Source organism: Paraburkholderia sediminicola, from assembly GCF_046026895.1.
Classification (GTDB): Bacteria; Pseudomonadota; Gammaproteobacteria; order Burkholderiales; family Burkholderiaceae; genus Paraburkholderia; species Paraburkholderia sediminicola_C.
The window spans coordinates 145,882-163,159 of sequence record NZ_JAQQEU010000011.1 but is presented as its reverse complement, the minus strand read 5'-3'; the positions used below and the strand labels follow the sequence as shown (position 1 = coordinate 163,159).

At 62.8% G+C, this 17,278-nt stretch carries 19 protein-coding genes and 1 tRNA gene; 8 read left to right on the top strand and 12 right to left on the bottom strand.

What is annotated here, in order from left to right; translation table 11 throughout:
• The first annotated feature begins 55 nt into the window (after positions 1-55).
• A complete protein-coding gene (locus tag PQR02_RS10995; RefSeq protein ID WP_408229668.1) occupies positions 56-661 on the top strand; it encodes a M48 family metalloprotease in 606 nt (201 codons plus the stop codon).
• A 127-nt stretch (positions 662-788) separates the two neighbouring features.
• Here the strand turns inward: PQR02_RS10995 and PQR02_RS10990 are convergent, their stop codons facing one another.
• On the bottom strand, positions 789-1,352 hold the full coding sequence (locus PQR02_RS10990) for a Uma2 family endonuclease (RefSeq protein WP_408229647.1): 564 nt from the start codon (positions 1,350-1,352) through the stop codon (positions 789-791).
• A gap of 392 nt (positions 1,353-1,744) precedes the next feature.
• On the opposite strand from PQR02_RS10990, the gene PQR02_RS10985 reads away from it, so the two are divergent.
• The gene (locus PQR02_RS10985) at positions 1,745-2,443 is read left to right on the top strand and encodes a hypothetical protein (RefSeq protein WP_408229644.1); all 699 of its coding nucleotides are present in this window, start codon (positions 1,745-1,747) and stop codon (positions 2,441-2,443) included.
• 39 nt (positions 2,444-2,482) lie between these two features.
• On the opposite strand, the gene PQR02_RS10980 is transcribed toward PQR02_RS10985, so the two are convergent.
• From PQR02_RS10980 to PQR02_RS10950, 7 genes are all read right to left on the bottom strand, one after another.
• Positions 2,483-2,740, bottom strand: a complete 258-nt coding sequence (locus PQR02_RS10980) for a hypothetical protein (protein ID WP_408229641.1) — start codon at positions 2,738-2,740, stop codon at positions 2,483-2,485.
• Positions 2,741-2,832: 92 nt separating this feature from the next.
• Positions 2,833-3,408, bottom strand: coding sequence for a hypothetical protein (locus PQR02_RS10975; protein WP_408229639.1), 576 nt, complete (start codon positions 3,406-3,408; stop codon positions 2,833-2,835).
• Positions 3,409-3,825: 417 nt separating this feature from the next.
• Positions 3,826-4,074, bottom strand: a complete 249-nt coding sequence (locus PQR02_RS10970) for a hypothetical protein (RefSeq protein WP_408229637.1) — start codon at positions 4,072-4,074, stop codon at positions 3,826-3,828.
• Between the two features lie 199 nt (positions 4,075-4,273).
• Positions 4,274-4,522, bottom strand: a complete 249-nt coding sequence (locus tag PQR02_RS10965; RefSeq protein ID WP_408229634.1) for a DUF2442 domain-containing protein — start codon at positions 4,520-4,522, stop codon at positions 4,274-4,276.
• Positions 4,523-4,664: 142 nt separating this feature from the next.
• Positions 4,665-6,236, bottom strand: a complete 1,572-nt coding sequence (locus PQR02_RS10960; RefSeq protein ID WP_408229631.1) for a tyrosine-type recombinase/integrase — start codon at positions 6,234-6,236, stop codon at positions 4,665-4,667.
• Positions 6,237-6,402: 166 nt separating this feature from the next.
• Positions 6,403-6,479: transfer RNA gene (locus tag PQR02_RS10955), tRNA-Pro, on the bottom strand.
• A gap of 48 nt (positions 6,480-6,527) precedes the next feature.
• Entirely contained in the window at positions 6,528-7,520 is a 993-nt protein-coding gene (locus PQR02_RS10950) for a polyprenyl synthetase family protein (RefSeq protein WP_408229628.1), read from the bottom strand.
• A 239-nt stretch (positions 7,521-7,759) separates the two neighbouring features.
• Here PQR02_RS10950 and rplU point away from each other — a divergent pair, with 239 nt between their 5' ends.
• The 4 genes from rplU to proB all read left to right on the top strand — a co-directional run bounded on the left by rplU (position 7,760) and on the right by proB (position 10,903).
• Positions 7,760-8,071, top strand: a complete 312-nt coding sequence (rplU, locus tag PQR02_RS10945; protein ID WP_007180329.1) for a 50S ribosomal protein L21 — start codon at positions 7,760-7,762, stop codon at positions 8,069-8,071.
• A 25-nt stretch (positions 8,072-8,096) separates the two neighbouring features.
• Complete coding sequence (rpmA, locus tag PQR02_RS10940; protein ID WP_149673435.1) at positions 8,097-8,360, top strand: 50S ribosomal protein L27; 264 nt, start codon at positions 8,097-8,099, stop codon at positions 8,358-8,360.
• A gap of 229 nt (positions 8,361-8,589) precedes the next feature.
• A complete protein-coding gene (cgtA, locus tag PQR02_RS10935; RefSeq protein ID WP_408229624.1) occupies positions 8,590-9,714 on the top strand; it encodes an Obg family GTPase CgtA in 1,125 nt (374 codons plus the stop codon).
• 70 nt (positions 9,715-9,784) lie between these two features.
• A complete protein-coding gene (gene proB, locus PQR02_RS10930; protein ID WP_408229621.1) occupies positions 9,785-10,903 on the top strand; it encodes a glutamate 5-kinase in 1,119 nt (372 codons plus the stop codon).
• 117 nt (positions 10,904-11,020) lie between these two features.
• Here the strand turns inward: proB and PQR02_RS10925 are convergent, their stop codons facing one another.
• Together PQR02_RS10925 and PQR02_RS10920 are read right to left on the bottom strand one after the other, a co-directional pair.
• Positions 11,021-11,578, bottom strand: a complete 558-nt coding sequence (locus PQR02_RS10925; RefSeq protein WP_408229619.1) for a CNP1-like family protein — start codon at positions 11,576-11,578, stop codon at positions 11,021-11,023.
• 76 nt (positions 11,579-11,654) lie between these two features.
• A complete protein-coding gene (locus PQR02_RS10920) occupies positions 11,655-12,395 on the bottom strand; it encodes an RNA pyrophosphohydrolase (protein WP_408229665.1) in 741 nt (246 codons plus the stop codon).
• 302 nt (positions 12,396-12,697) lie between these two features.
• Between PQR02_RS10920 and PQR02_RS10915 the strand changes: the two genes are divergently transcribed.
• Together PQR02_RS10915 and PQR02_RS10910 are read left to right on the top strand one after the other, a co-directional pair.
• Positions 12,698-14,434, top strand: a complete 1,737-nt coding sequence (locus PQR02_RS10915; RefSeq protein ID WP_408229616.1) for a proline--tRNA ligase — start codon at positions 12,698-12,700, stop codon at positions 14,432-14,434.
• 12 nt (positions 14,435-14,446) lie between these two features.
• Complete coding sequence (locus PQR02_RS10910; RefSeq protein ID WP_408229613.1) at positions 14,447-15,046, top strand: MarC family protein; 600 nt, start codon at positions 14,447-14,449, stop codon at positions 15,044-15,046.
• A 159-nt stretch (positions 15,047-15,205) separates the two neighbouring features.
• Here PQR02_RS10910 and PQR02_RS10905 read toward each other — a convergent pair whose 3' ends face one another.
• Together PQR02_RS10905 and ffh are read right to left on the bottom strand one after the other, a co-directional pair.
• Positions 15,206-15,757 carry a hypoxanthine-guanine phosphoribosyltransferase gene (locus tag PQR02_RS10905; protein ID WP_042320806.1) on the bottom strand — a complete coding sequence of 184 codons (552 nt, stop codon included), beginning with the start codon at positions 15,755-15,757 and terminating at the stop codon, positions 15,206-15,208.
• 141 nt (positions 15,758-15,898) lie between these two features.
• Positions 15,899-17,266: a signal recognition particle protein gene (gene ffh, locus PQR02_RS10900; protein ID WP_408229610.1), complete on the bottom strand. Its 1,368-nt coding sequence runs from the start codon at positions 17,264-17,266 to the stop codon at positions 15,899-15,901.
• Between the last annotated feature and the right edge of the window lie 12 nt (positions 17,267-17,278).

The following is a 17,278-nucleotide window of genomic DNA, read 5'->3' as shown; positions in this document are numbered from 1 at the left end:
CGCCTTCGTTAAATATTACCTGGGGGGCCCCCGGGGCGGGGCGGGCTTGCTGAGCATGCCGGCCACGGCGGATGTCAGCGGCAACGTGAGCGATGCCGCCTTTATCGCGGGCCAGTACTGCGACGACACCTGGCGCGCGCTGTCGAAGCTCGCGATTGCTCCGGGTGACCTGGCTGTCGAACGCGCGGGGCACATCGCGAACCGACTGTCCGCCGCGTTGGGCAATGGTCCGTGGCACGTCCTCGTTTTTTCGTACCCGAAGCTCGGCTGGCCCGTGATGGCGCTGATGGGCAACCGCATCCTGGTGGCCAAGGAGTTCGTGGACGACAGCAACGACAACGAGCTCGCCTTTGTTTACGCGCACGAGATGGGGCATGTGGCGCTCGGGCATCTGCCGCAGCGCTACGCGGCATTGATAGCCGACGCCGGCGGAGCCGTCACGCGCTGGACGCAGGTGACCCGCTACGCAAGGGAGGAATGGGCGCTATTCCGGCAGGAGGAGCTCGAAGCTGACCAGTTTGGCTTTGCGCTTGCGGCCAGAGCCGGGTTTGACGCCAAGGCTGGCGCCGATTCGGCGCTCTCGCATCTGACGCCTGACCCGCAGCATCCGACGCCGGAAGCGCGTTTGTCGGCGCTGGGACTCAAGGGTGCCAGCCGGTGAACGCATTCGTTCAGCGAAGCCGCGTCTGGCGGCGTCGGGGTCGGGGACGTAGCGAAGCGGCCCAGCCCCGGCGCCAAACCCTGACAGATGCTTTCGGTTATGAAGGCGCTTCGGTGCACCGTGCCTTTCAACGCGCGGACAGAAGCGATGGGTGCACCTTCAACGACAGGGGAAAGCTTGAGGCCGAGGACTCTCCGTCCCGTCCCCAGAAACGAATCTCACCCTGCATCCCGATGATGATGACCTCGCTCGAGCCGCAATCGAGGTAGGCGCGGATTTTCCGGGACATCTCGAGGTGGTGATTGCACGGCGACAGCACCTCAACACAGATGGCCGGTGCGAACGGCAGCGGGTCGCTCCTCAGCGCCGTTTCCCAGCGCTCCATCGGCATCCAGCCAACATCCGGAACGAGAATGCCACCTGACGTGAGTACCGGCACCGCAGGAACTGCCAGCAATCCCAACTGCCGCGACAACTGGGATGCAATGTCGCCGGCAATCGCCTGATGCCGATTTGTTGGAGGCGGAGTGACCACGATGTCGCCGCGCTCGTTGAGCTCGTACCAGTCTGTCTCGATTGCAATATCACCGTTCTGCAGCGCGCGCCAGCGAGCGAGGAGCTCTGACGTCGGCAAGCGGTCCTCCGTGTGCATGACGCCCCCATTCAGCATTGAAGAATCGGCCTCCAGCATAGCCCGAACTGGTTGGTGGCGGCTGCTTGCGGCGACCGATACCATCGGGCGCGAGGGGCCGGGCCGGTCTCCTGCCGCGCCTTCCGGAATGACCAGGGATGGCGGGTGACGTACCGCAACGTCCCTTTGCGCCCCTGCGAGGGGTGAATCTGATGTCCCCCGATGCCGGTGCACGCAACGTCTTCTGGCGCGCCGACGAGAAAGGCGGCGCTTGCATCCCTCCTCCTGGCTCTCGACTCCCAGTTCATTCGTACGGTGAGACGCCCACCTCATCGCATCGACGGCAGTTGCTATACAGGTGAATACAACTCCTGGAGCAACTGATGTCCGAGCTGGAGAGGCTGGCGAGAATCCGAATCCCGAGAGGTCACACGGCAGCGATGCAGCTCCTCATGCTGCACGCGCAGTCCGGCCACACGGCCTGGACGGCCGACGAGGTGCTGCCGAGGCACCTGCGCCGGCTGGCTGTAAAGCTGGACACGCATTTTCACGTTTCGCGCGCTCCGCATCAGCGCGTGTACTACAAGCAGCGGGGGGAGGCGTCGGTGCATCTCGTCGCGCTGCCCGAGGACGGGCACGTGCGCTGGGTGCTGATGTCGACGCGTGGCCGTCATGGTCTGCTCGACCGGGCGGCGTCCATGCCCGGTGCGGTGCAGGACTTGCGCGCACGCGGACAGCACTTGCGGTGGCGTTCGTACGAACTGTTCCGCATGCAGAAACGCTATCACCAGGGCGGAGAGGTCGCGACGGACGAAACATGGTCGTGGCGCCTGGGGCAGGACGCCTACCGTGCGCATGAGGCGATGCTGGTGGAGCGCAGCAGGAAGCACGACCGCGCGGCGCTCGTCGCGCATCTCGAGACGTTGCGCGCGATGCCAATGTTTGCCGGCGTTCGGGCTCAGGTTGCGAGGCTCGAATGGGAATCGCGCAAGCTGTGGCGCAAATTCCATCCGAACTCGGAGCCGCTTGCGCCGCAGTCGACGCTTCCCATCATGACGCGCTTGCCCATCTACGGCACGCCGGCGATGACCTTGCTCGACCTCGCGGCGAGGCACGAGGCCGAGCGACCGCCCGCCGGATTGCCGTCGTGAGCTTGAACGCAGCGTCCTTGTGCTGGGCGGAGAGGGCAGCTAGCCGCTGATGGGCCGTGCGTGTTTTTTCTCGCACGGCACGCCGCCACGAATCTGGTTGACCCAGTTCGCGATGTCGTCGAGCTGAAAATCGGCGAGATAGGGTGCATGCTCGACGAGTGCCTGCAATACGAGCCCGCAGCGCACTTCGGTCGACGACCCGAGTCCGGTCACGCCGTCGATGCCCTGGCGACCCGCGTCGTCGAGCATCCGCCGGCCGTCGCTGTTCACAAAATCTTTCAAGCGGAATTGTTGCATGGCTGGTTTCCTTAAGGATTATTTGTGCATGAGAAAAATAGATGAGACGTTCAACGCACTGGTCTCTTTCATCGATTAATTGCCAGGTCAGATTAATTTATGGTCGTCTGGTGCGTCCGGAGACTGTGCCGTCTTTCAATCCAGTATTTCGCGGTGGTCGCCCGTCTGAGCAAAGGGTGGCCCGGATGATTTCGGGAAAAGGCATCTCGTATTGCGAGCGCCCATTGGATTTGTTTCGGTGAGCCGCCCAACTCGGGCAGGCCCTCCCCCTCGGCGTGTCGCTGGATGCGTTCCCGCGTTTGCTCCATCAGGGCATATTCCTCGGGATGCAGGGTGCGCAACCGTAGGTCCAGCGCGGCACGAGTCAGCTGCATCAGCGTTTCGCCCGCGAGCTCGAAGTAGACTTCCGGCCCCTCGCGGCGGCTGTTCTGCGCGTAGCCATACGCCCGGTAGAGGCCATCGCCGCTTAGCTCATACGACACGGACCCGCTGCGCCGGGACTGGCTCCGGCCTTCATGAAATGGCAGATAGCCGAGCGTCAACCTGCCGTCCGGCGCAATGCCGGTGACCCGCTGGCAGATGCCCGGGCCGTGGGCGCCTCCGCCCGTCACCGCCCCATGAAAATAGTCGGCGTCCACCCGGGCCCGACCGAATACCAGCGCATTCATTTTCTGCTCCCATTGAATTGATGGGCGCATTTTATGGGCCCGTTTCCCGGGTGGTCAACGTATAAAACGTGTATAGAATCAGGTAAAACCTGATTTTCATTGGAAAATAAATGGGAAAACCGGGAAAAAATATTTTTTCATGTCTTATTGGCAGTCAAATAACCATGCTGGGATTAATTGTATAAAACGTGCGCGTATAAATAATTGGAGCAATTTGGGCGTGGCGCGGTTGCTACAGCGTGGCACGCGAGTGAGTTCCGTAGCGGTGAGGACCAGCAAAGGGCAGGGGTTGGGCGAGGCGGCAGCAGGGGAATTGTTTCGACTTACCTTAGCCGGTTCCCATGTCAGTGGGCTGTGGCCGACGGGTGGACGACCCAGAATCATGCCCGCCGATGGCGGGCGAGAATCAGGGTGGTATCAGGCCAGTACCAGGACCGGCGTGGGGGCGACGCTGACGATTGGGTGACCTAGCGCTTTGAGCACTTCGACGCGGGCGCGTGCCGACGCCGCGTGGTCGTGATGCTCGACGCACTCCTGGTAGATGCGGGTGAGCGTGAAGATGCGCCATTGAGTCTCAAGCCTGATGAACGGGCGTTTCGCCCGACGCATTGATGACGGGCAGGTCGGCGGGAACAGTAGCAAGTGCCTGTATGAGTTGACGAACACGCATGGGGCCTCCAATGATTGCGCGTCTGCATCTCCGTATAGGCACAGGCCGTCGGGAGTCTCGGCCCCGACCGTCCTGATGCCGTCAGCCGCTTCATTTGACGCTGTCGCGAGCAGCCCGAGGTGCTCGCATCGCATGCAGCGCGGGGGCTCCGATGCGCGCCGAACGTTCACGGGCAAGTCGTACCCGGCGTGTTGGCTATCGGCGCGACTTTGATGTCAGGTCGCCGACCCCACGGATGAGCGCTGCAACGCTGATGTCCTCATCCAGCGCAGGCCAATGCAGCCCCAGGCCGGACGGGCCGATGCGAAAGCGTTGCCGCTGTGCCGGTGTGGCGGTTGCGAGTTTGGGAAAGTCGTTCAGGGGCACCGTGAGTGACCGCCCGTCGGATAGCTGGACGGTGAAGCTATCATCCGCGAAAGAAACGCCAAGAGCGCGCGTGACCATCTGGAGAACTCCTTGCCGCTGTGGGGCGCCGGTCCGGTGGCACTCAGCCTCCTTCTCGGCGCCCGGCGAACAGAATATAAACGGGTGGGGTCGTCTAGCTTCGGATATTGTGATTGGCGCGCGGCGAGGCCGCGCGATGCTTTCAGAGCAATGGATTCTCAAGCGGTCGCAATTCGTCGAGCATGGGAGCGCCGGGCGGCGCCAGCGCCGGTGCAGCGGGTTGCGAGCCATCCGCATCATCCAGCACCTGGGCGAGCGTCAGCCCTGTTCCCGTCAGGCGCCGACGGCCTCTGTAGCCGCGCTCTGGATGGTCCTTGAAAGCCTGTGCGTCGAATGCCTCGTCAAGCCGGCGTGCGAGCTGTTTCGTGCACAGGTGCGCATACCGGAGCAGCATGCGCGTGTCGCGGTGCCCGGAGAATGCCTGCAGGTCCACCAGCGAGAACCGGCCAGTCTCGGCCACGCGCGAAATTGCTTCGTGCCGAAGGTCGTGGATGTGCAGGTCGGCCAGCCCGGCGCGTGCGGTGATGCTACTCCACGCGTCCGATAGCGCGTCGGTGCCCAGTGGAAAGACGCGGACGTCGTCACGCGGCAGCGTCGCGAGGATGGCGATAAGGTCCTCGCGCAATGGGAGCTTGCGCGGGCGGCCATTCTTGGTCTCCTCGAGGTACGCGGTGCGCTCCTCGAAATCCACGTATTCCCACGGCAAGTTGAGCGATTCGCCCCGCCGTGCGCCAGTCATGAGCTGGAACGTGACGAACGCCTCATAGAGCGGGACGTGGACGTAATCCTGCTCGGCCTGCAGGCGGCAGGCCGCGAGCGAGGTCTTGATGTATTTCTTCTTCTGGTAAACGGTGGGCAGGCGCGCGCCCTGGTCGCGCGCAGCCAGCATCAGCGTCTCGACCCGCAACTCAACGGAACGGAGCCGGTCCTCCTCGCGGGCGGACGCAAGCAGCCGCTTCTCCTCGCCCGCCTTCAGACGTCGGTCGCGCTCGTTGAAATAGCGCGGACGGCGCACGCCCGTCATCGGATTCTCGTCGACGCTGAATTTCCAGACGTTGATGGCGACATTGCAGATGGCCGACAGCACGTCAATCTCCCGGTCCACTGTCGCCTCGGCAATGCCGTCCTGCTGTCGGTCTCGCATGTAGTCCTCGATGTCGGTGGTCTGTACCTTTGCGAACGGCTTCTCCATCCATTCGAGACCCGTCGCCGCCTTGCGCATTGCGCCACGCGCGGTGGTGGCGCACCCGTGCTCCGCAACTTCCGCCTTGCGCTTCGTGTCGCGTTTCGCCAGGCCGCCCTTCACATCTTCGAGCCACCCGAGGCACTTGTATTTTTCGACCTTCTCCCACCCCTTGTGCTTTGGCCCTTCCTCGGCCATGTAGCGCCGGATGAGGTCGACGAACGTGACCTGATGGGCCTTGGTGTAGTCGCGAAAGAGCCCTCGCTCACGCTCCAGCCGGATGGTATCGACAATGTTGTTGGCTTCTTTGAGGGAGCGCGCGGTGGTGCTGAAATTTGCGTGCCCCTTCTGCTGGATGCGGACCTCCCAGCAGTCTTCGTACTGGCCGAGCGTCGGCTTGTACTTCTGCGCAACCAGGTGGGCATAGTACGCCTTGGCATCGTTGACCCGGTTGAAGGGGAAGTCGCGGTTGAGGTCGACAGGTTTCTTGACGCGCACGAAATAGCGGCTGCGGTTGTTGATGCTGGCCATGCGGGAGTCTCTCCGGTGGTGGAAAAACTCGTATAGGGAGCGCGGGTTATACCGGCGGATGGCGGGGCGGGACGGGGCGGTTCACGCAGATTTCACGCACAACCGCCGGAAACAAAAAAGCCCAGCGTCGGCTGGGCTTGATGTCCTTGATTGACAAGGAGAAATCTGGTCGGGGTGAGAGGATTCGAACCTCCGGCCTCTACGTCCCGAACGTAGCGCTCTACCAGGCTAAGCTACACCCCGATTTGTGCTGCGAACTCGATTCAGACTAATCCGGCGTTTCAGTCTCGTTCAAGACTGTCTTGCCGTCGAGTAAGAACACAATTCTAGCAGGCTATCTTTGAAAATGGAACTGGGAAATGAAGAAATTGCCGTTGCTGCTGCCTGGGCTTCCTGCTTCGCGCAATCGAGCGTGTGATCCAGCGCGCCGGAGCGCGTGATTGCCTCGAAAATCGTGTCGAAACGGTCTGTGCCGCCGTGCTCGATCGCTTCGCGCGCGAGTGCCGACTGCTCCGGCGTGCCGCGTTCGATCAGATAGATCAGCGGGAGCGTGGGCTTGCCTTCGCGCAGATCGTCGCCCGCGTTCTTGCCCATCGACTCGGCCGTGCCCGTGTAGTCGAGCCAGTCGTCCATGATCTGGAACGCGGTGCCGATGCGGCGGCCGAATTCCGCGGCGGCTGCCTCGGTTTTCGCGTCCGCGCCGGCCAGCACCGCGCCGAGCTGCGCGGCCGCCTCGAACAGCTTGGCGGTCTTGTAGCGGATCACCTGCATGTAGCGGGCTTCGTCGACATCCGCGTCGTGCATGTTCAGCAACTGCAGCACTTCGCCTTCCGAGATGACGTTGGTTGCCTCCGACAGGATCTCCATCACGCGCATCTTGCCCACGCCGACCATCATCTGGAACGAGCGCGAGTAGAGAAAATCGCCAACCAGCACGCTCGCGGCGTTGCCGAACAGCGCATTGGCGGTCTGGCGGCCGCGCCGCAGATCGGATTCGTCGACCACGTCGTCATGCAGCAGCGTCGCGGTGTGGATGAATTCGACGACCGCAGCCAGCTCGTGCCGGTGCCCCGTGGTTTCGCCCAATGCGCCCGCCACCAGCAGCAGCAGCGCGGGCCGCAGCCGTTTGCCGCCGGCGCTGATGATGTATTCGGAAATCTGGTTGATCAGCATCACGTCGGACGCAAGGCGGTGCCGGATGACGCGATTGACCTGCTGCATGTCTTCGGCGATCGGAGCGAGCAGGCTGGCGGCGTTGGAGGAGGGGGTGGCAGTCGACGACATGATGGCTGAATTGGGTAGTGCCGCGAATTATAAGGCGAATCGCGGCCGTTCCGGGTCGCAGGCTGCGGCGCGGCGCATTCGGGGCAGCCGCCGGGCCTTGCGCGACAGCGCTGCGACAAGGTGCCGGGCGCTGCGCAGGGTGGCTCTCAATGAGTTTTGACCGAGCAGCTAACTCTATGTATAATCACGGGTTTCCGCGCGCGGTGCGTGGGAAAAATGAATACAGAGTGAGGTTCTCAATGTACGCGGTCATAAAAACCGGTGGCAAGCAGTATAAAGTTGCCGTCGGCGAAAAACTTAAAGTAGAACAGATACCGGCAGACATTGACGCTGAAATCACGCTCGACCAGGTTCTCGCAGTGGGCGAAGGCGAATCGATTAAGTTCGGTACGCCGCTGGTCAGTGGGGCTTCCGTCAAGGCTACCGTCGTGTCGCAAGGCCGTCACGCAAAAGTGACCATCTTCAAGATGCGTCGCCGGAAGCACTACCAGAAGCATGGCGGCCACCGCCAGAACTATACCGAACTGCGCATCGACGCGATCAACGCGTAAGCGCACCGGTTAAGGAGCAAATCAAATGGCACACAAAAAGGCAGGCGGATCATCCCGCAACGGCCGCGACTCTGAATCGAAACGTCTCGGCGTGAAGGTTTATGGCGGCCAGGCTATCAACGCTGGTGGCATCATCGTGCGTCAACGCGGCACGCGTATGCACGCTGGTGACAACGTCGGTATCGGCAAGGATCACACCTTGTTCGCGCTGACGGACGGCCACGTCCAGTTCTCGACGAAAGGCGCAGCGAAGAAGCACATGGTCAACGTCGTCCCGGCAGCAGTCTGAGTTTTAGACTGGCACGGGCTTCAGGACCGGAAAAGGCCCCGCGAAGTTCTTCGCGGGGCCTTTTTTATTGCGGCGCTTTCGCCGGGTCGCGGAGTCGATCGTCGATGCCGGTACGGCTATGCCGTTCGGTCGATTGATCAACGCGCGGCGGGCGCGGCAAAATAGCAGCATCCGATAGCAACAAATCTGGCAGCACCATCTGGCAGCACACCACGGGACGGAGTTACGCATGAAGTTCATTGACGAAGCGAGGATTGAAGTCATCGCCGGCGACGGAGGGGATGGCAGCGCGTCGATGCGCCGCGAGAAATTCGTTCCGTTCGGCGGCCCTGATGGCGGCGACGGCGGGCGGGGCGGCAGCGTGATTGCGGTCGCGGACCGCAACATCAACACGCTGATCGACTACCGCTACGCGAAAAAGCATCTGGCGCGCAACGGCGAAAACGGCCGCGGCTCGGACTGCTACGGCAAGGGCGGCGACGACATCACGCTGCGCATGCCGGTCGGCACCACGATCACCGACATGGAAACCGGCGAGTTGATCGCCGACCTGACCGAGCACAACCAGAGCGTGCAGATCGCGCAGGGCGGTGCGGGCGGTCTCGGCAATCTGCATTTCAAATCCAGCACGAACCGCGCGCCGCGCCAGAAGACGGACGGCAAGCCCGGCGAGCGCCGCATGGTGCGTCTCGAGTTGAAGGTGCTGGCTGACGTCGGTCTGCTCGGCATGCCGAACGCCGGCAAGTCGACGTTCATCTCGTCAGTGTCGAACGCCAAGCCGAAGATCGCGGACTACCCGTTCACCACGCTCGCGCCGAATCTCGGCGTGGTGCGCGTCGGGCCGAGTCGCAGCTTCGTGATCGCCGACATTCCCGGATTGATCGAAGGCGCGGCGGAAGGCGCTGGCCTCGGTCACCAGTTCCTGCGTCACCTGCAACGTACCGGCTTGTTGCTGCACATCGTCGACCTGGCACCGTTCGACGAAGCGGTCGATCCGGTCGCCGAAGCCAAGGCGATCGTCAACGAATTACGCAAGTACGACGAGCTGCTGTATGAAAAGCCGCGTTGGCTCGTGCTCAACAAGCTCGACATGGTGCCCGAAGACGAGCGTGAAGCGCGTGTTTCGGCCTTCCTCGCAGGCTTCGGCTGGGACGGCCCGGTGTTCGAAATCTCGGCGCTGACCGGCCAGGGTTGCGAGAATCTTTGCTATGCGGTGTTCGACCACATCGCCGCGCATTCGGACGCGCAACGCGCGGCTGAAGCCGAAGATCTCGCCGCCGACGTGCGTTTCCGCGAGAAACCGCAATCACCGGCTGCGGCCGACGGCTCCGGCGCCGACCCGCAGGAAAAGTAAAGCTCGAGCGCCGGCGCGCCTGGGCGGGCTGCCGGCTTGCATCACGCGTCATCTTGGGAGACCGCGCACAATGCGTTCCGTCATCGCAGATTCACGGCGATTGGTAGTGAAAGTCGGTTCGAGCCTCGTCACGAATGACGGGCGCGGCCTCGATCATGCTGCGATCGGCCGTTGGGCCGCGCAGATCGCCGCCCTGCGCGCGCAAGGCAAGGAAGTGGTGCTGGTCAGTTCCGGCGCCATCGCCGAAGGAATGCAGCGGCTCGGTTGGACCAAAAGGCCACGCGAAATCGACGAATTGCAGGCGGCCGCGGCCGTCGGTCAAATGGGCTTGGCGCAGGTGTACGAAAGCCGCTTTGCCGAGCACGCCATTCAGACCGCGCAGATTTTGCTGACGCACGCCGACCTCGCCGACCGCGAGCGCTATCTGAACGCGCGCTCCACGTTGCTCACGCTGCTGCGTCTGGGCGTGGTGCCGATCATCAACGAGAACGACACGGTCGTCACCGACGAAATCAAGTTCGGCGACAACGACACGTTGGGCGCGCTGGTCGCCAATCTTATTGAAGGCGATGCGCTCGTCATCCTTACCGATCAGCAAGGTCTCTTCACCGCCGACCCGCGCAAGGATCCGAACGCCACGCTCGTTCAGCAGGCCGATGCCGGTGCGCCGGATCTCGAGGCGATGGCGGGCGGCGCGGGTTCGAGCCTCGGTCGCGGCGGCATGCTGACCAAGATTCTCGCCGCGAAGCGCGCGGCTCACAGCGGCGCCAATACTGTGATCGCGAGCGGGCGCGAAGCGGATGTGCTGTCGCGCCTGGCCTCGGGTGAGGCGATCGGCACGCAGTTGATCGCGCGCACCGCGCGGATGGCGGCGCGCAAGCAGTGGATGGCCGACCACCTGCAGGTGCGAGGTCATGTGGTGATCGACGACGGCGCGGTTGAAAAGCTGACCGCCGGCGGCAAGAGCTTGTTACCCATCGGCATTGTCGGTGTGCAGGGCGCGTTTGCGCGCGGCGAGGTGATCGCGTGCCTGAGCGCCGCAGGGCGTGAAGTGGCGCGCGGCCTGACAAACTACAGCAGCGCGGAAACCAAGCTGATCCAGCGGCGGCCGAGCGGCGACATCGAATCGGTGCTCGGCTATATGCTGGAGCCCGAGTTGATCCATCGCGACAACCTGGTGCTGGTCTGATTCTCCGGCGGGCAAGAGCGGGCGGCCTATGAAAAAAGCCGTTCCAGCGATGGCTGGAACGGCTTTTTCATATCCGCGACGCGCCCAGACTTGAAGCACGCGCTAGCGAGACGCGTCTCAGTGAACCAACGAAGTCGCAGTGCGCTTGTAGCGGATGTTCTCGACAATCTGCTTGGCATTGCCTGTGGGTATCTTGTTCGCGCACATGTAATCCTGATAGAGCGCCGCGTGATACGCATTCAGCGCGCCGTTCTCGATGCGCGAGAACTCGTTCGCGACCGTCCTGTCCCAGCCGTCGTGATCCGCGTTCAAGCCAGCATACAGACGCCATTCATAGGTGTCGCAGCGGATCCCTTCGTAATTCACGTTGCGAGCGCCGCTCGGGCTGGTCACGACCACGGTGTAGCGAACCACACCGTCGGTGCCCACGCTGAGCGAGTTCCGATCGATCGCGAACTGCAGTGGTGTATTGCCCGACACTTCGAAAGGCAGCAGACTCGAGTCTTGCGGCAGCGGTGGCAAGGTATCCACCTTGTTTTCAACCCAGTTGCCCTTGCGGTCCAGCAGGTAGACAAACGCGCTGTCGTCCTTATTGGTGGGTTTGCCGGCGCTCGAACAGCCAGCCAGCAGGGCGCCGGTGGCGATGCACGCCACGACGAGTGCAAGTGCTTTCAATATGGTTTCCTCGAAACACTGGCGCGGCTCGAGGAGCCGCGCCAGTAGAGGCGGCGTGGACAGCCGCACAGAGTTGTTAATTGCGCACGCCCGGGCGGAACACCGAGCCGGCGGTTTCGCCAGCCGATTCGTCTTCGTGCTCCGGACCAGCGCCCACTTCGGCCGCTGACCTGGCGCCCGGACCGCAATCGGACGCGAGCGTGACGTGAACCGATGTTTCGATGCCGACGGATGTTAGGGAAGTCACCGTCATTACCGTGGAATCCGGTGGACTTTCCATTGCCGACGCTATCCGTGGATAACGCGGCACATGGTGCCCGCCAGGTTTTTCCGCACGCGGCGCAGCTCGGCGCATGAAACGGGACAACTCCGTCAGCGCCAACTGATACACATCCCGCTTGAACTCGATCACACAGTCGAGCGGCACCCAGTACTCGTTCCAGCGCCACGCATCGAACTCAGGGTGGTCGGTGGCGCGCAAGCAGATGTCGCAGTCGCGCCCTACCATCCGAAGCAGGAACCAGATTTGTTTCTGGCCGCGGTAATGACCGCGTACTTCGCGCTTGATGAACTTGTCAGGCACCTCGTAACGCAACCAGTCGCGCGTGCGACCGATCACCTTGACGTGCTCAGGAAGCAACCCGGTTTCTTCGTGTAACTCCCGATACATCGCTTGCACGGGGGTCTCTCCGTACTTGATGCCCCCTTGCGGAAACTGCCAGGAATGTTCACGGAGCCGTTTGCCCCAAAACACCTCGTTGTGCGCGTTCAAGAGGATGATGCCGACGTTCGGGCGAAAGCCTTCACGATCCAGCATACAACCACCTTCGAATCCTTTAAAATTGCTTTGATTATAAACAGATAACGGGCCCGACGCACCGAATCGACCCAGAATGGTGCGATTCGCCGCAAAAGGCCCGCGTTTGCGGTAGCCTGTCAGTCTTTCCGTGCCTTGCCCGTTGTGCAAAAAGCTTTGCGTTATGGCTTCGGGACTGCGAGCGGGCAGCGCTGGCGGTTGTCACGCAAACCGTGCCGGCTCTGCGCCGGATCTGTGTCGATTCCCCACTGTTTTCACCTTTCGGGCGGTCCCTCCGGTGCCGCCGCTTTTGGATAATCTGAATGAAAGCTTCCCGTTTCTTTATCGGCACGCTGAAAGAAGCTCCCGCCGACGCCGAGATCGTCAGCCACAAGCTCATGGTGCGCGCCGGCATGATCCGCCGCGTCGCCGGCGGTATCTACAACTACCTGCCGGTCGGCCTGCGCTCGATCCGCAAGGTGGAAAACATCGTGCGCGAAGAAATGAATCGGGCAGGCGCGATCGAGTTGCTGATGCCGTCGGTGCAGCCGGCCGAGTTGTGGCAGGAATCGGGCCGCTGGGAAAAGTACGGCCCCGAGTTGCTGCGTTTCAAGGACCGCAGGCAATCGGACTTCGTGCTCGGACCGACGCACGAAGAAGTGGTCACGGACATCGCGCGCAACCAGATCAAGAGCTACCGCCAGTTGCCGGTGAACTTCTATCAGGTGCAGACGAAGTTCCGCGACGAGATCCGTCCGCGTTTCGGCGTGATGCGCGGCCGCGAGTTCATCATGAAAGACGCGTACTCGTTCGACAAGGACGCCGAAGGTCTGCGCGAGTCGTATCGCAAGATGTACGAAGCGTACGTGCGGATTTTCACGCGCCTCGGTCTGGACTTCCGCGCAGTGGCGGCGGACAACGGTTCGATCGGCGGCAGCGGCTCGCACGAATTCCACGTGATCGCCGACACCGGTGAAGACGCGATCGCCTACTGCCCGACCTCGGACTTCGCGGCGAACGTCGAAGCGGCCGAAGCGCTGCCGCTCTACGCGCAACGGGCGGCGCCGGCTGAAGAGATGAAGAAGATCGCCACGCCCGGCAAGGCGAAGTGCGAGGCCGTCGCCGAACTGCTGAACATTCCGCTCGAACGCACGATCAAGTCGATCGTCCTGGCAACGGAAAACGAAGGCGCCGAGCCGACCATCTGGCTGTTGATGCTGCGTGGCGACCACGATCTGAACGAGATCAAGGCGAGCAAGCTGCCCGATCTGGCCGACTTCCGCATGGCGACCGAAGCCGAGATCATCGAGACCTTCGGCACGCCGCCGGGCTACCTCGGTCCGATCAACACGAAGAAGCCGGTCAAGGTCGTCGCGGATAGCACGGTCGCGAACATGAGCGACTTCGTGGTCGGCTCGAACGAGGTGGACTACCACACCACCGGCGTGAACTGGGGCCGCGATCTGCCGGAGCCGGTCGTCGCCGACATTCGCAACGTGAAGAAGGGCGATCCGTCGCCGGACGGCAAGGGTGAGATCGACATCTGCCGTGGCATCGAAGTGGGCCACGTGTTCCAGCTCGGCCGCAAGTATTCGGAAGCGATGAACGCGAACTGCCTCGACGAAACCGGCAAGCCGCAGCCGATGGAAATGGGCTGCTACGGTATCGGCATCACGCGTATTCTCGGCGCCGCGATCGAACAGAATTTCGACGAGAAGGGCATCATCTGGCCCGAGTCGATCGCGCCGTTCGAAGTCGTGCTGTGCCCGATGGGCTATGACCGCAGCGAAGCCGTGCGCGAGCAGGCCGACAAGCTGTACGCGGCCCTGGTCGAAGCGGGCATCGACGTGATCCTCGACGACCGTGGCGAGCGCCCGGGCGTGATGTTCGCCGACTGGGAGCTGATCGGTGTGCCGCATCGTCTGGTGATCGGCGACCGTGGTCTGAAGGAAGGCAAGCTCGAATACCAGGGCCGCCGCGACGCAGAGGCGACGCTGCTGCCGGTCGAGGAAGCGGCGCAGACGGTCATCGGTAAAATTCGCGCAGCGTTGGCGGGTTAAGCGGAGCGGACAGTGGAGTACACCTTCCTGTCTGCGACCGTCCTGCTGATTCTGATCACCGATCCACTCGGCAATATTCCGATCTTCATCAGTTGCCTGCGCAGCGTGTCGCCCGAGCGTCGCACGGTTGTCATTCTGCGCGAGGTGGCGATCGCATTCGCGATCCTGCTGCTTTTCATGGTGTTGGGGCAGGGCTTCCTGCGCATGATGAGTCTGAGCGATCAGTCGATGCGCATCGGCGGTGGGATCGTGCTGTTTCTGATCGCGCTCAGAATGGTGTTCCCGCATCCGGACGGTCCCTTCGGCGGCGACGCGCGCGGCGGCGAGCCGCTAATCGTGCCGCTCGCGATTCCCGCACTGGCCGGGCCGTCGGCACTGGCAACGGTGATGCTGCTGACGTCGCAGGCACCCGGCAAGATGTTCGAATGGATCGGCGCGCTGACCGTCACGATGCTCGTCTGCGCGATCGTGCTGATGCTGGCCGAGCGCATTCAGAAGTGGCTAGGCGAACGCACGATGACGGCCTTTGAACGGCTGATGGGGCTGGTGCTGGTGGCGATCTCGGTCGAGATGATACTGGGCGGTGTCCGGGCTTTCGTGCATCAGTTGTGAGGCCGAGCGCGGCTGGCGGTTTTCAGCGCGAGAGATGCACGCTCTCGCGTTCCTGTTCGCATCGCGCCAACAAAAAGCGGCCCACGCGGGCCGCTCTCTTTCTACGCCGGATTTCTCAACCGGTACGCCGCGTGAGCGCGGCAACTCCGAACGCGCAATTCAAGCGCCTTCCGTCAACGCCCGAATAGTCGGCAGGTTGCGCCAGTAACCCTTCGCGTCCATGCCGCAACCGAACACGTAGCGGTCCGGCACTTCGAAGCCGCAGTAATCCGGGCGCAGCGGCTTGGCCTTCGGAATGATCTTCTCGCACAGCACGGCGCTCAGGAAGCGCTTGGCGCCCATCGCGAGAATGCGGTCGCGGATCGCGGCCATCGTCTCGCCTTCGTCGAGGATGTCGTCGAGCACCAGCACGACGCGATCTTTCACCGACTCGGCCGGCGCGACGCGCCATTGCATCTCGTTGCCGCCCTTGGTGGTATTGCGGTAGCGGGTCAGATGGATGTAGTCGAACTCGAGCGGGAAATCGAGGTGCGGCAGCAGCATGCCGGTAAACACCGCGGCGCCGCCCATCACCGACAGCACGAGCGGGAAGTCCTCGCTCATCTCGTCGCGGATGGCGGCAGCCATGCCGCTGATCGACGCGTTGACGTCGCTGGCCGAAACGATTTCTTCGGAGTGGCTGAAAATGTGGAGGGCTTCTTCGCGGTTCATGACGTCTGACGGGCGATAACTGTGTACATAGTGGGGGGTGAGAACGGCGGCCTGCGGTACAGAATAAACCCGCACGAACCCTAAGTCAGCCGCGCGTTCCGCGATTTCTGCGCGCAAGCGCGGCCGCCGTTATGGTCAAGCTTAGCGCATGCCGGGCAACATGCCCTTCATGCCGCGCATCATCTTCTGCAGATTGCCGCCCTTGAGCTTCTTCATCATCGTGCGCATCTGGTCGTACTGGTTCAGCATGCGGTTGACTTCCTGCACCTGCACGCCCGCGCCCGCGGCGATGCGGCGCTTGCGGGTGGCCTTGATCAGATCGGGCTTCGCGCGCTCGAGCGGGGTCATCGAATTGATGATGCCTTCCATGCGGCGCATCTGCTTTTCGGCCTGGCTCATGTCGGCGCCGGCGGCGGCTTGCTGGAACTGCGCGGGCAGCTTGTCCATCAGCGAAGACAGACCACCCATGCCCTTCATTTGCGTGAGCTGCGCGCGGAAATCGTTAAGGTCGAAGTCACCGCCTTTCTTGACCTTGTCGGCGAGCTTCTGCGCGGCCTGGACGTCCACGCCGCGTTGTGCTTCTTCGACGAGCGCAAGAATGTCGCCCATCCCGAGAATCCGGTTCGCCATCCGATCCGGGTAGAACACTTCGAGGCCGTCGAGCTTTTCCGCGACGCCGACGAACTTGATCGGCTTGCCCGTCACGTGACGCACGGACAGTGCTGCGCCACCGCGCGAGTCGCCGTCGAGCTTGGTAAGGACCACGCCGGTGAGCGGCAGCGCGTCGCTGAACGCCTTGGCCGTGTTCACCGCGTCCTGGCCGAGCATCGCATCGACGACGAACAGCGTTTCCGACGGCTTCAGCTCACGGTGAAGCGCGGCGATTTCCTGCATCATCGCTTCGTCGATACCGAGACGGCCTGCCGTGTCGACCAGCAGCACGTCGTGATAATGGCGCTTGGCCCAATCCACTGCGGCGCGCGCGATATCGACCGGCTTCTGGTCCGGTTCCGACGGGAAGAAGTCCGCGCCGACCTGCTCGGTCACCGTCTTCAACTGCGCGATAGCAGCGGGGCGGTAGATGTCGCACGAGACGGTCAGCACCTTCTTCTTGTATTTCTCGCGCAGCAGCTTCGCGAGCTTGCCGACCGTGGTCGTCTTGCCCGCGCCTTGCAGACCCGCCATCAGGATGACGGCCGGCGGCGTGACGGCGAGATTGAGCTCGACCGCCTTGCCTTCGTAGTCGCCGCCGATGATCGCGGTCAACTCGCGCTGCACCACGCCGACCAGCGCCTGACCCGGCGACAGGCTGCTGATGACTTCCTCGCCGAGCGCCTTTTCCTTCACCTTGGCGATGAACTCGCGCACGACGGGCAGCGCCACGTCGGCTTCGAGCAGCGCGAGGCGGACTTCGCGCAGCATTTCCTGGGTGTTCGCCTCGGTGAGCCGGGCTTCGCCGCGCAGCGTCTTGACGACGCGCGCCATCCGTTGAGTCAGATTGTCGAGCATGGGGAGCGATGA